This is a genomic window from Gordonia sp. BP-119, from assembly GCF_016924115.1.
Lineage (GTDB): Bacteria > Actinomycetota > Actinomycetes > Mycobacteriales > Mycobacteriaceae > Gordonia > Gordonia hongkongensis.
This window is the reverse complement of the sequence record NZ_JAFFZF010000001.1, coordinates 157,052-169,887: the sequence shown is the minus strand read 5'-3', so window position 1 is coordinate 169,887 and position 12,836 is coordinate 157,052. Positions and strand designations below refer to the sequence as shown.

Here is a 12,836-nt window from a genome sequence, read left to right as displayed (position 1 = left end):
GGCAAAGAGAAGCCGAAACCGCCGCCACGGCTCATAATCGCCTGATGCAACCGGAAACGGTCTCACGATTCCTGCCCGGATTGGGAGTGCTCCGCAGCTACGAGCGGTCGTGGCTGAAGGGTGACATCGTCGCCGGGATCGTCCTGACGGCGTTGCTCATTCCCGCCGGCATGGGGTACGCCGAAGTCGCCGGGTTGCCGCCGGTCACCGGTCTCTACGCGACGGTCATACCGCTGCTCGTCTACGCCGTCGTCGGACCGTCCCGCATCTTGGTCCTCGGGCCCGACTCGTCGCTCGCCCCGATCATCGCGGCGTCGATCATTCCGCTCGCCGCGTTCGACGCCGAGCGCATCGCCTTGGCCGGCGTGCTCGCCATCGAGGTCGGTCTGGTCCTCCTGATCGGCGGCCTCCTCCGGCTCGGCTTCGTCACCGACCTGCTGTCCAAACCGATCCGCATCGGCTACCTCAACGGGATCGCACTGGTCGTGGTGCTCAGCCAGTTGCCGAAACTGTTGGGCTTCAGCGTCGATGGCGATTCGGTCCTCCAGGAGGCGATCGACATCGTCCGGGGCGTCACGTCCGGCGAGGCCGAGCTGCTGCCGACGGTCATCGGGGTGTCGTGCCTGGTCCTGATCTTCGCACTCAAGTTCTGGCGCAAAGCGATTCCCGGAGTTCTGGTCGCGGTGGTGGCCTCGATCATCGCGGTCGCGGTCTTCGGCTGGTCCGATGACCTGCCGGTCGTCGGAGCGATGCCCCGCGGATTCCCGTCGCCGTCCCTGGAAGGCGTGACCCTCGACGACGTCATCAGCCTGATCGGCCCGGCCGTCGGTATCGCGCTGATCGCGTTCGCGGACACCAGCGTGCTGTCGCGAACATTCGCCGCGCGTGCGGGTGACCAGGTCAACGGCAGCCAGGAGATGGCGGCCATCGGCACCGCGAACATCGCCACCGGCTTCCTGAGCGGCTTCGCGATCTCGGCGTCGTCCTCCCGCACCCCGGTGGCCGAACAGGCCGGCGCCAAATCCCAACTCGCCGCGGTCGTCGGGGCGCTTCTGATCGTCGTGTTCATCTTCGTCGCACCGGGAGTCACCGCCTACCTTCCGTCAGCAGCGCTGGCCGCCGTCGTGATCGCCGCGGCCATCTCGCTGATCGACATCTCCGGCGTGGTGGCGCTGTTCCGCGCAAACTGGGTCGAGGGTGCGCTGTCGATCGCCGCGTTCCTCGGTGTCGCGCTGATCGGTGTCCTGCAAGGCATCCTGGTTGCGATCGGCCTGTCGTTCATCGCCTTCGTGAATCTCGCGTGGCGACCGTACCGGACGGAGTTGGGGCGGGTTCCGGGACTGCGCGGCTACCACGATGTGACCCGCCATCCCGAGGCCGAACGCATCGACGGTGTGCTCATCATCCGATTCGACGCCCCGTTGTTCTTCGCCAACGGCGGCATGTTCGACGACTACGTCCGAGGCAAAGTCCGCGAGGCGAGAACAGCGGGGCGAGAGCTCCACACCGTGATCATCGCCGCCGAACCCATCGTCGACATCGACGCCACCGCCGTCGACGAACTCGTCGAACTGGACGACTATCTCCGTAGCCACGGCATCACCCTTGTCTTCGCGGAGATGAAGGACCCGGTGCGAGACATTCTCCGACGCTATGACCTGCGCGTCGACGGCAGACCCCGGTTCGACGACACGCATTTCGCGCCCACTACCGGCGCGAAGATCGACGAGATCACCGGGCAACCCCGCCGAGACGTCCAGAAGTCGAACGACGGGATCTGACACCGCGACATCGGACGCCCCTCAGTGCGCGAAGATCACCGGCCCGAGGAATTCACACACCGTCAGCGCCAGAGCGAGATCCAGGCGGTCGCGGTCCGCCGGGACCTCGGCGAGCGCCTTGCCGACGCGATACTTCACCGTGTTGCGGTGGAGGTTGAGCCGTTCAGCGGTGTGGAGGTGGCTTTCCTTGGTGGCGAAATACACCGACAGCGTCTCCCGCAGCATGTTCGCGTTCGGGGAGTCCTCGGCGAGTCCGCCGAGGACCTCGTGGACCCACGCCCGCGTCGACTCGAGGTCCTGCGCCAGCAGGGACACCACGGCCACACCTCGGTCGCCGAATCCGATCACCCGACTCGCCGCACCACCCGGCATGGTCGCCACCGAGTAGGCGGCGAGTGCCTGCTCGTGGGTTCTCCGGAAACCCCGTGCCCCGGATGCGGGAAGGCCCACCGCGACTCGGATTCCCGCCGGCACGGTCGAGCGCACCGCGGTCACCGACGAACCGTCGGTGACGTCCCGTCCGACCAGTGGAATCCAGGCCCAGACCGTCGACCGGTCGATCGCGGTGACGATCGGCGGGGAGCCTCCGCCCACCCGGGTACCGAGTTCGCGGGCCGCGTGGGTGAGCGCGACCAGTTCGCGGGGTTCGTCGTCGAATGACCACAGGATGAGCGCGAGGTGCCTGCGGTCGAGCGCGTAACCGGTCTCGGACTCGAAGGCCCGCTCATCGGATTCGGCGCCGTCGAGGAACGAGTGGATGGCCGCTGATTGCACGTTGCCCTCGACGCCGAGCCACCGTCGGCGTTCGTCTTCGTACGCCTCGAACACGTACAGGGAGATCCAGTCGATGTATCCGGACAACACATCGGAGATGTGCCGGGTCAACGCCATCGACTGTCCGGCGTCGAGGTCGAGATCCTCGACCAGTCGGTAACATTCACGCATCACGCTGTTCTGCCCGAGATGGTAGGCCCGCACGAGCGAGTTCGACGGCACGTCCCGTTGCGCCAGACGCAGCGCGTATTCCACTGCGGCGGTGGTCGGTTGCAGGTGTTCGATCGGAATGTCGTTCGCCAGGACGTGGATGATCGTCGAGACGTTGCCGTGCACGCTCGCCTCGAGCAACTCCACGAGCTTGGGATCGGTGTCGAGCTGATCGATCTCCCGGGCCATCATGGCGCTCAACTCGGTGACGATGTCGGACACGTTCTCGTGCAGAGTCTTCGCGATCATGGCCGCCTGCTCGAGCAGCTCGGACCCGGCCGCCGCGGGCACTCCGGCCAACCGGTCGCGCGCGGCGTCCCCCGCCGTCCACAGCGCACGCGACGGTCGCGACGCGGTCATCGTCGCGACCGTGCGTACCGCAACGCCGACTCGGCGGCGTGGTATCCGCACAACCCGTGGATACCGGCACCGGGTGGACTCGCTTGAGAGCAGATGTACACGCCCGGTACGCCGATCGCGTACGGATCGAGCGCGGCACGGGGTCGCAGGACCATCTGCAGGCCGTCGTTCGCTCCGCCGATGATGTCCCCACCCGCGAAGTTGGCGTTCGACGAGTGGAGCTGTTCGGTACCCGTGCTGACCGTCGCCACGATCCGATCACGGAATCCCGGTGCGAATCTCTCGATCTGCGCGACGATCTGCTCGGTGGCATCTCCGTCGAAACCTCGAGGGACATGCGCGTACGCGTAGATCGGATTGACCCCGCCCGCACTGCGACCGGGATCGGCGATGTACTGCTGACCGAGCAGGACGAACGGCCGTGGGACCATCACACCGGCCGCGCGCTGTCGCTCGGTGTGGGCGATCTCCGCGAAACTCCCGCCGAGGTGCACTGTCCCGGCGCGCAGGCAGTCCGGATTCGACCACGGGATGTCCCCGTCGATCGCGAAGTCGACCTTGTAGGCCGACGACCCGATTCGATAACGCCGGTACGAGCGGCGAATTCGAGCCGGCATCTCGTCGCCGAAGATCGAGAGCACCTGCGCCGGGGACAGGTCGAGCAGCGTGATGTCCGCCCGCGGCAGGTCGGCACGCGAGCTCACCCGGACACCGGTCTCGATCTTGCCGCCCGAATCCCGCAGTGCGCCGACGATCGCCGCGGTGATCGCTCCCGAACCGCCCTCGGCCACCGGCCATCCGTAACGATGCCCGCTCGCTGCGATCATGAGCCCGAGTGACGCGGTGAGCGGACGGTCCAACCGGGAGAACAGGTGTGCCGCGATCCCGCCGTACAGCGCACGGGCACGCTCGGTACGGAACCAGCGCGCGAGCACGGTGGCAGGCAGGATGGCTCGCGGGCCGAACGATGCGAGGCGAATCGGGTGACCGGGCACGTGCACGACCGGGCGGAGCAGATCGTCGCCGAGATCGTCGAAATGCTCGGCCAGATCACCGAACATCGCCTGCCAGCGCGATCCGTCGGCGCCCAGTCCCGCCGCCGTGGCACCGATCGACCGGAACAGCAATCCGGCGTCGCCGGAATCGAGAGGGTGCGCGCAGTCGGCGTCGGGCCACTTCCACGCCAGCCCGTACCGCTCGAGACCGACCTCCGCCCAGAACGGCGATCCCACGCCCAGCGGATGGAAGGCCGAACAGTGGTCGTGGATGACGCCCGGGACCGTCAGTTCGCCCGACCGGGCCCCACCACCGACGACCTCGGCCGCCTCCAGGACCTGCACGTCGACACCGTTGCGCGCCAGGTGCAGAGCGGCGGCGAGCCCGTTGGGCCCGCCGCCGACCACGACAGCTGTGGTCACTGCGGCGCCTGATCGGTCAGCCGGACCGTTGTCGCGCTGCGGTCATCGGAGCGCATCTTCGGTTCATGCACCACCTCAGGATCGGTGACGGCGCGGCGAGCGTCAACGTCGAGAGTCCAGTCGACCTGGAACGGGATGGGCCCGTTGGGCAGCCACGGTTGCTCGTTCACCGCGTCGACCACCCGGTAGGTCCCGGTCTCGATGACGCCCAGCGCCGCATCGATCACCTTGAACCGCTGCGTGCCCCGGTGAATCGGCTGGGACTCGATCCAGACCACCGTGAACTCGCCCGGCGCGAAGCCGCACCGCTTCTGCAGCGCCGCGATGAGCCGCTCGTCATGGAGATGCCCGTCACCGAAGTTGAAGGCCACCAACGAGTTACACGAGAACTCCGCCTCCCTCAGCGTGTAGGTGTCGATATCGGACCCGAGATGACGGATCATCAGCGAGTACAGCGCGCGCCCCTGGCTGTGCATCGAACGCCAGGCCAGCAGCTGGTGCATCACGACATCGGCCACCTCGGCCGGGTACGAAGCGAGGAGCTGGGTGCGGGTGTTCTTCGCGGGCCGCACGATGTGCTGGTCGAGCTTCTCCTCGGCACCGGGCGCGAAAGCCCACGTGGCCGACGCCCAGTTCCCCGCGTACTGGCGCATCGACGGGAGGAACGAGACCAGGTCCGGACGGAGGTTGCCGAGCACGGGGAAGAAGCAGAGCGCCGCGGCGATCAGCACCATCGCCCACGGCATCGACGTGTCGGTCAGCGCGTAACCGTCCCAGGCCGGGAATCCGAGGAACAGGAACACCGAGGCGTACGCGAAGAGCAGGTTCCATTCGAGCGGAACGGCCAGTGGGAACGTCGACAGGATGAAGAAGTGGAAGCACACCATGAGGACGACCGCCGCCACGGTGAGCGACTTGCTCGTCGAGAACAGCAAGACCAGCGGGGTGACGACCTCGACGATGGTGCCCAGGACGTGCCCGACGCCGCCGGCCAGCTTCGACGGCCGCATGTCCTCGGGGAAGTCGCGATAGTGCGCCCGCTTGATCTTCTTGCTCGGCAACCACGGGGTGTTCGACAGCATCGGCGGGATCACCATCGAGAAATGATGTCCCAGCTTGGAGATCCCGGCACCGACCCACACCGACACGATGAGCAGTTTGAGCGCCAGGATCATGTCGACGAACGGGAGGACGCCGAAGAAGATCATCGCCGGGAGATACTGCTCGGAGCGAGCCGCGATGAAGATGACCTTGTCCCGCAGGCCGATCACCACGAACAGCGCGATGAGCGGGTACATCAGAACGGGGTTCACCAATCCCTGGTTGTCGGCCACCACCGAGTCAAGCGAGTTCGACGCGATACCCGGGAGCGCTATCGCGACAGCAAGATTCGCGAGAATGAGCGCGTAGACCGCGATGTCGAACGCGGTGCGGGAGTCACCCTTGGTGAAGGGCACCTTGCCGGGCCACGGTGGAAGCCGGATCGTCTGTGGCCGCAGCCAGTACAGGAAGCCGCCGGTCATCGGTTTGAAATGTCCGGCCAGCGGCCCCCACGACCCTCCGATGCCCAGGACCTCCACCAGCACGGTCCACAAGACCAGCTTCTGATAGACGATCGGCTGGTTCCACCACTCGGTCACGTGCAGCGGGTTGAGTCCGGACGTCAGCGTCGCGAGGACGATCCCGACACCGCCGTAGAAGACGAAGACTTTCATCAGATAGATCAGATGAACCATCTTCGGCGTGCCGAAGCCGTGATCGGCCCAGTGGGCTCCCAGCACGCGGATCCGATCGAAGAACGGCCGCTGGAGGAATGTCTCCGGGTCCACTTGGGGAAAGTCTGGTTGGGTGAGTCCCATTGGTGCGCACTCCTTGTCGTGTGAATGGGTCGGTTGAGGTGTGGGTGGGTTGGGTGTGGGACCGGCATCGCCGGTCTCGGCGCGCGGGTCATCGGCTCGGCGTCCGCCGTGGGACGTCGAAATCGGGCCGAATCGGGGGATCAGATGGGCTGCGGACTGTGGAGACCGGAACGCAGCGCCGGTTTGTCGATCTTCCCGACCGGATTGCGCGGCAGTTGGTCGACGACGTGGATTGTGCTCGGCTGCTTGATCTTCGCCAGCCGTCCGGCGAGGTGGTCAGCCAGCTTTCCCGCATCGACCGCACGGTGTGGGTAGGCGACGACGAACGCGACGGGCAACTCGCCGTAGAGTTCGTCCGGTGCTCCCACGACCGCGCACTCGAGCACGTCGGGATGCGTCGCCAGTGCGTTCTCGATCTCCTTGGGGTAGATGTTCTCCCCGCCACGGATGATCATGTCCTTGATGCGGCCCACCAGGGTCAGGTAGCCGTCCTCGTCGAGGCGGCCCACATCCCCGGAGTGCAGCCGGCCGTTGATGACAGTCGACGCGGTCGCCTCCGGCCGGTTCAGGTAGCCGCGCATGACATTCGGCCCGCTGATGACGACTTCACCGATCTCGCCGGTGGGCACCTCCGTGCCCTGTTCGTCGACGATGGAGATCCGCTGCCCCGGAAGCGCCGGGCCCACCGTCCCGAGTTTGCGTACTCCGACGACCGGATTGCAGGCCGACGCACAGGTGCCCTCGGTCAGGCCGTAACCCTCGACGACAGGTATCCCGAAGGCGCCCTCGACCCGGTCGAGCAGTTCTCTCGAGATCGGGGCGGCCCCGCAGACCGCGAACCGGAGAGACCCGGTGGCCCCAGCTGTCAGACCGTCCTGCGACACGAGGAGCGCGTAGATGGTCGGTACGGCGGAGAAGTATGTCGGGGTGAGCCGTGCGACGTCGTCGAAGAACCGTGACGAGGAGAATCTCCCGGTGATGCTCAGCTGCCCGCCCGCGAGCATCGGCGCCAGGAAGCTCACGCAGATGGCGTTCACGTGGAACAGCGGCAGCACCAGGAGGGCATGGTCGGCCGCGGTGAGACCGAAATGCGTGACCATGGTCGACGCCATGTAGTGCAGATTGTCGTGCGACAGTCGGACACCCTTGGGTCTGCCGGTGGAGCCGGAGGTGTAGATCAGCAATGCGTCGTCGCCGGCGGCCGGTGACAGTGAGCCCCGCCAGTCCGCGCTCGGCGCCGTCGCCAGTTCCTCCACGTCGAACCGGGCACGGTCGGACCTCAGTTCTGCTGCGCGGGTCCCGATGACGACCCGTGCTCCCGAATCCGCCAGCTGGTACTCGGCTTCCTCCGGGGTGAATGCCGGGTTGACCGGAGTGGCGACCGCGCCGATCCGCCATGCCGCCATCAACGTGACCAGCAGTTCGATCCGGTTGGGCAGAAAGGTCGCCACGACGTCCCCGGGTCGAACGCCAGCACGGCCCAGTTGTTCGGCGACACCCTCGACGCGACGCGCAAATCCGGCGTAGTCGAGGGCGACCACGTCATCGCGAACACACGGGGCGTCGGCGCGATGGGTCAGGTCCCATGCGAAGTACGTGCTGGTCACCGGGCTTGCCTCCGAGATCGTCGTGGTTGATGTGATCCAGAACACTATGAAAGCGGGAGCCGAACCGAAACGGTCGCGGAGGCCAGACTTCCTCGAGACCTTTGTGCTCGGGGGACAATCCGACACCGGACGTCGTCGGTCCGGTCGAGCTCTGCGTGCGCGGGGTCCCGGTAGCGTGTGAGGTGCTCTGCGCAGGCCCTCGCGAGCGTTCGGCGAACCCTGGGCGGGCCACCGTTGCACGACGTCACCCGACCGCCGAGGAAGCACCATCCATGACCGCGCACGCCAACGGACCCTTACCGTCGAGACGGTCGCCGGACGACGGACGCGCGCTCGACGCGGTCGCCGCCTTCGACGCCGGACTGTCCGACCAGGAGCGGCGGGTGCTGACCGAGCGCGTCTACGCTGCCAGCCCTCGCACCCAGTCGGAGGTCGCCGACCTTCTCGGGTTGTCCCGCGAGCGAGTCACCCAGATCGATCGCTCCACACGACACCGCCTGCGCTCGTTGATCGAGGCGGACCCGGCCCTCGCCGACCTGTCGGCGATGATCAACCGCCGGGCCGCTCCGGTCGCGGACGCCGCTGCGCTCATGGCCGACTCGACGCTCGCCGGGACTCCGGTGGGCGGCGTCGAGGCCCCGTGCTGGCGGGTGGTGGCCGCGGCGTCGGGTCTGCGCACGAGCGAGAACTGGATCATCCGGGGCAGCCTGCGCTCGGTCGCCGAGTTCACGAAGTCGGCGGTCGAGGCGGCGGCGCGCCCCGGCGAGGCGGCTTCGGTCATCACCATCGCGGATCACCTGGGCCTGTCCGGAGATTCGGCCGCACGGTGGCTACTGCGGGCGGGATACGAACTACTCGACGGCCACGCGATCGCCGCCCGGTCGACGACGGGCGAGATCGTCGTCGCAGCGCTCTCGATCCGCGGCGCGCCGTTGACCTTCGACGACATCATCGACGCGACTTCGGCGATCCCGCGTGCCCACAACAGTATTCGAAACGCGCTCGCCTCGGACGTGCGTATCGTCAGAACCGACCGCACCCGCTACGGCCTTGCCAAATGGGGCCTTCCACGATACGAGCCGGTCCATCTGCAGATCGATGCGATTCTCTCCGACCACGACGGGGCCGTGCCCCTCGACGACGTCATCGCGACGATCCGCGGTCGTCACGACGTCAGCGAGGCCACAATCCGTTCGTATGCCGGTGCCGGCGAATTCCAGATCCGCGACGGCATCGTCACCCGACGCGAACGACCACATCGGCCGCGGCGGACGCCGGGACGGACGCGCGGACTGTACCGCGAAGACGACGTCGTGCATTGGGCGACGACGATAACTCCCGCGCAGTGTCGCGGAACGGGTTTCAACATACCCAGCGCACTCGCCGGACTTCTCGGCATCGGCCCCGGTTCACCGGTCACACTCGAGACCGCGCTGGGCACACAGGCTTTCACGTGGGCATCGGTTCAGGCACGATCCGGCTCGATCAAGCGGTTCATCGATGAGCTCGAACTGGAACCGGGTACGCCCGTGTTCCTCGACTTCGGGCCGCACACCTTCACCGTTCGACGGGCCGAGCAGGCAACCGCGTCGTCCGCCGCGGACATCCTGACCCGGATCGGGCGGCAGCCGGCCCGGCTCACCAGAACCCGACTCCTCCAGGTGCTCGCCGAATCACTGTGGTTGCCAACGCAATCCGGAATCAACGACGTCGTCGAGCTCCTCGGCAGGCGTCGCGAGACCGACCTCGCGGACCGGGTCGCGGCCACACTGCGCTGAGCGTCGGGCATCGGTCAGCGAGTGCTCGGGGCACCCCAGTGGGGCTCGCCGTACGGGGCGTCGACCGCGACGCATGCGCCGGCCGACGCGCAGGCGAGGATCCGGACCATGGTGTCGCGAGTACCGAGATCGCCTTCGAAAGACACATACTCGCCACGACGCAGCCCGACGTCCGCCACCATCCGCTCCGCTTCGGCGATGAGTTGGCCGGTGGCGGCTTGTGGTTCGTGTCCGAGGTCGACGAGGCCGCCCTCGTTCCGGAGCATGTCCGCCGTCCGGAGTGCAGCGAGGACGAACTCGTCGCCGACGCGGTACATCTGACGACAGTGGCTCCGGGGCACGGCGGCTTCGACCAGATCCTCGACCTCGGTGCATTGATCGACATGAGCGAGCACGAAACCGATCTCGCACGAATGTGCCGGTTCGTTCGCTGGGCCGAGGACGATCGGAACCGTGACGGCGTCGACCTCCAGCAAGGAATACCAGGCGAGCACGAACTCCCAGCCGGTGCGGATCACGAGACCCACCCGACTGCCCGCGCGGACCCCGCAGGAGACCAGTTGCTCGGCCATCCATTCCACGGACTCGTAGAACCGTTCGAAGTCGATGACGGCGTCACCGGTGCGCACCGCGGGCAGCGAGCCATGGGTGTCGTGGGCGCCGCTCAGCAGCGAACATGAAGCCGACGTCTGACTCACACATCCCCGTATGCGTAGCGAGTTCGTCTGCCGTGCAGCCGAACTCGTGGAACTCGCGGGCGACTCCACCGTCTCGCACCGGCATGAGACCCTCACCTTGCAGAGGTTAGGCTACCTTTACCAAGCGGGTCGGTGTCAACCCCCTACATAGTTTTTCACTCATATCGAGTTTAGGGTACGTTCACCTACGATCCCACCCTGCCGCAGCTGTCGGGTCTCCCCCTGCGATGAGTCCCGACGTTCATGCGACACCCCGTTTCCGAACGGGTTGATGACACGAGGAGAGCACGAGATGACACAACGAACCCTGCGGGCCGTCGGACTGTCCGCACTCATCGGCGGATCGGTGACTGCCGCGCTGCTCGCCGGCGCCGCGTCGGCGGGCGCAGACACATTCGTCCGGCTTCCGGGCGGCACCGCGAAAGGTGAGGGCGTCCAGATCGTCCGATCCGAGGAGAGCGCGCGGGTCTCGACGTCGATGGCTGCCAACGGCGTGTCCAGAACCACCTGGGTCAGCGGCCAGATCACCTTGTACGCACCGAATCTCAAACCGGCGAAGGCAGGACCGAGCGTCGGCGCGGCCGGCGAGACCACCCTGCCCGGAAGCAACGGAACCGCCACGAACGGCGCCGCGGCCACCCTGTCCACCGGCTACATCATCGGGTGCCAGGTGAACATCAAGGGCCTGCAGGGCGGTCTGTCCGGATCGTTGACCCCGACCGCACCCTCCCTGTCGGGGACCCTGACCGTCCCGCTGGCCGCCGGCGACGTCACGTTCGTGGTGTTGAACACCAAGAACATCGAGAAGGCCGGTACTTACCACCTCGGTTACGACGACGCGCAGATCGACGTGCAGAACTGCGGCGGATACGCCCAGGCACGAGCATTCACCACGATCGAGACCACCGGCGAGGTGCACCAGAAGGTGAACCTCTACGGCAAGCCGTTCTCCATCGGCTGACCGCGAACCCGTTGTCCACCACCATGACCCGCCGAATCGGAGCTCCCATGACCGTCACCAAGCGCCGCGCCACGCGCACCCGGATCATCGCGTCCACGACCGCAGTCGCCTGCGCGGCACTGATACCCGTCCTCGATGCCGCACCCGCACACGCCGACACCACCGTCCAACTCCCCGGGCAATCCGTCACGAAGAAGTTGAAAGACGGTACGACGGTGACCATCACGCGCAGCAAAGAGTCCGCGCGGATCACCCCGTCGATGGGCGCCACGCCCCTGCACCGCAACGCCTGGGTGTCCGGCAAGTATGTGGTGACCACGTCCGACCCGGCCGCGAAGATCGGTGTCGGCGCCGGCTACATCGCCGGCTGCCAGCTGACACTGGGCGGCAACTCGAACAGCAGGGCCGGCGCGACCGCACCCAACTTCGACCTCCAGAGCGCGACCACGACGGCCGAGACCGGCGCCGGCGTGACCATCGGGCCCGGCCAAGCGGTCAACTACGTCATCAACGACCGTGAGTACAAAGACGCGTTCGGTGCGGCCGGCCACTCGTCGTCGATCAGCTTCTCCGGCGGCAAGGGCACACTGGCGTACACCAACGAGACCATGATGGTGAACGGCTGCGCCGGTTACGCGCAGGCCCGGTCGTACGCCAAGGTGAGCATCACCACCGACAACGTGTCGCAGTCGATCGCCGTGTACGGAAAGCCGTTCAGCATGGGCTGACCGACCACCGCTCCCAGAGATGCGAAATGGCCCCCCACCCGTGAGGATGGGGGGGCCATTTTTGGCGGTGGCGGAGGGATTTGAACCCTCGGTACGGGGTTACCGCACACAGCATTTCGAGTGCTGCACCTTCGGCCGCTCGGACACGCCACCGCCGAAGACTGTACCGCAGACCCGCGGTCAGACTTAAATCGGCTGCTCAGGCCCACCCCCGCCCCCTGAGGAGCGAGCTTGCGAGCGTCACGAAGGGTCCTCGCAACTCGTCTCGGCAGGCCCCTTCGAGGCTTGTCGCTATCGCTCCTCGCACCTCAGGGAGCAGGGGGCCTAGTGGCCGGTCAGCTTGTCCTTGACGTCGTCGATCTTGCCCTTGACGGCGTCGGCGGCGTCGGTGATCTTCTGCTTGCCCTCGGCCTGCGCCTGGTCGCCCTTGCCCTCGTTCTTGAGGTCCTGATCGTCGGTGAGGCTGCCGGCAGCTTCCTTGCCGCGACCCTTGAGCTCTTCGGCCTTGTTCTTGGCGTCGTCCGTGGTTCCCATGAAGCCTCCTCGGTGAGGTTCGGCGCGGCCGGGTGCCGTCCGATGTGGAAGAACTCGGCGACGACCGACGCGCCGGCTGCTCGACACTGGCGCCGCCTGGGGAGCGGACTCCCGCATCCCACCGTGCC

At 66.9% G+C, this 12,836-nt stretch carries 10 protein-coding genes and 1 tRNA gene; 4 read left to right on the top strand and 7 right to left on the bottom strand.

The genetic code is table 11. The features are described from left to right. Positions 1-44: 44 nt before the first annotated feature. Entirely contained in the window at positions 45-1,781 is a 1,737-nt protein-coding gene (locus JW364_RS00705; protein ID WP_058250996.1) for a SulP family inorganic anion transporter, read from the top strand. Positions 1,782-1,802: 21 nt separating this feature from the next. Here the strand turns inward: JW364_RS00705 and JW364_RS00700 are convergent, their stop codons facing one another. The 4 genes from JW364_RS00700 to JW364_RS00685 form a co-directional block, all read right to left on the bottom strand. Then, complete coding sequence (locus tag JW364_RS00700) at positions 1,803-3,125, bottom strand: CdaR family transcriptional regulator (RefSeq protein ID WP_058250995.1); 1,323 nt, start codon at positions 3,123-3,125, stop codon at positions 1,803-1,805. Continuing rightward, positions 3,122-4,543, bottom strand: coding sequence for an NAD(P)/FAD-dependent oxidoreductase (locus JW364_RS00695; RefSeq protein ID WP_058250994.1), 1,422 nt, complete (start codon positions 4,541-4,543; stop codon positions 3,122-3,124). Before JW364_RS00695 ends, JW364_RS00700 begins: the two co-directional genes overlap by 4 nt. Beyond that, positions 4,540-6,402 carry a DUF3556 domain-containing protein gene (locus JW364_RS00690; protein ID WP_058250993.1) on the bottom strand — a complete coding sequence of 621 codons (1,863 nt, stop codon included), beginning with the start codon at positions 6,400-6,402 and terminating at the stop codon, positions 4,540-4,542. Before JW364_RS00690 ends, JW364_RS00695 begins: the two co-directional genes overlap by 4 nt. Before the next feature lie 140 nt (positions 6,403-6,542). Continuing rightward, positions 6,543-8,009 carry a class I adenylate-forming enzyme family protein gene (locus JW364_RS00685; protein WP_058251137.1) on the bottom strand — a complete coding sequence of 489 codons (1,467 nt, stop codon included), beginning with the start codon at positions 8,007-8,009 and terminating at the stop codon, positions 6,543-6,545. 272 nt (positions 8,010-8,281) lie between these two features. Here JW364_RS00685 and JW364_RS00680 point away from each other — a divergent pair, with 272 nt between their 5' ends. Then, positions 8,282-9,787 carry a sigma factor-like helix-turn-helix DNA-binding protein gene (locus tag JW364_RS00680; protein WP_058250992.1) on the top strand — a complete coding sequence of 502 codons (1,506 nt, stop codon included), beginning with the start codon at positions 8,282-8,284 and terminating at the stop codon, positions 9,785-9,787. Between the two features lie 14 nt (positions 9,788-9,801). Here the strand turns inward: JW364_RS00680 and JW364_RS00675 are convergent, their stop codons facing one another. Beyond that, on the bottom strand, positions 9,802-10,485 hold the full coding sequence (locus tag JW364_RS00675; RefSeq protein WP_223259072.1) for an AMP-binding protein: 684 nt from the start codon (positions 10,483-10,485) through the stop codon (positions 9,802-9,804). Between the two features lie 292 nt (positions 10,486-10,777). Here JW364_RS00675 and JW364_RS00670 point away from each other — a divergent pair, with 292 nt between their 5' ends. Both JW364_RS00670 and JW364_RS00665 read left to right on the top strand, forming a co-directional pair. After that, the gene (locus JW364_RS00670; RefSeq protein ID WP_068972621.1) at positions 10,778-11,446 is read left to right on the top strand and encodes an MspA family porin; all 669 of its coding nucleotides are present in this window, start codon (positions 10,778-10,780) and stop codon (positions 11,444-11,446) included. Positions 11,447-11,493: 47 nt separating this feature from the next. After that, positions 11,494-12,174 (top strand): MspA family porin, encoded by a 681-nt coding sequence (locus JW364_RS00665; RefSeq protein ID WP_068972622.1) that lies wholly within the window; start codon positions 11,494-11,496, stop codon positions 12,172-12,174. A gap of 62 nt (positions 12,175-12,236) precedes the next feature. On the opposite strand, the gene JW364_RS00660 is transcribed toward JW364_RS00665, so the two are convergent. Together JW364_RS00660 and JW364_RS00655 are read right to left on the bottom strand one after the other, a co-directional pair. Next, positions 12,237-12,327 (bottom strand) — tRNA-Ser (locus tag JW364_RS00660). Between the two features lie 171 nt (positions 12,328-12,498). Further along, the gene (locus tag JW364_RS00655) at positions 12,499-12,708 is read right to left on the bottom strand and encodes a CsbD family protein (RefSeq protein WP_058250988.1); all 210 of its coding nucleotides are present in this window, start codon (positions 12,706-12,708) and stop codon (positions 12,499-12,501) included. Positions 12,709-12,836 lie beyond the last annotated feature (128 nt).

Excerpts from the sequence above, each read along its gene's own strand:
- JW364_RS00705 (WP_058250996.1), top strand. The coding sequence starts at position 45 with ATGCAACCGGAAACGGTCTCACGATTCCTGCCCGGATTGGGAGTGCTC.
- JW364_RS00700 (WP_058250995.1), bottom strand. The coding sequence starts at position 3,125 with ATGACCGCGTCGCGACCGTCGCGTGCGCTGTGGACGGCGGGGGACGCC.
- JW364_RS00690 (WP_058250993.1), bottom strand. The coding sequence starts at position 6,402 with ATGGGACTCACCCAACCAGACTTTCCCCAAGTGGACCCGGAGACATTC.
- JW364_RS00680 (WP_058250992.1), top strand. The coding sequence starts at position 8,282 with ATGACCGCGCACGCCAACGGACCCTTACCGTCGAGACGGTCGCCGGAC.
- JW364_RS00670 (WP_068972621.1), top strand. The coding sequence starts at position 10,778 with ATGACACAACGAACCCTGCGGGCCGTCGGACTGTCCGCACTCATCGGC.
- JW364_RS00665 (WP_068972622.1), top strand. The coding sequence starts at position 11,494 with ATGACCGTCACCAAGCGCCGCGCCACGCGCACCCGGATCATCGCGTCC.
- JW364_RS00655 (WP_058250988.1), bottom strand. The coding sequence starts at position 12,708 with ATGGGAACCACGGACGACGCCAAGAACAAGGCCGAAGAGCTCAAGGGT.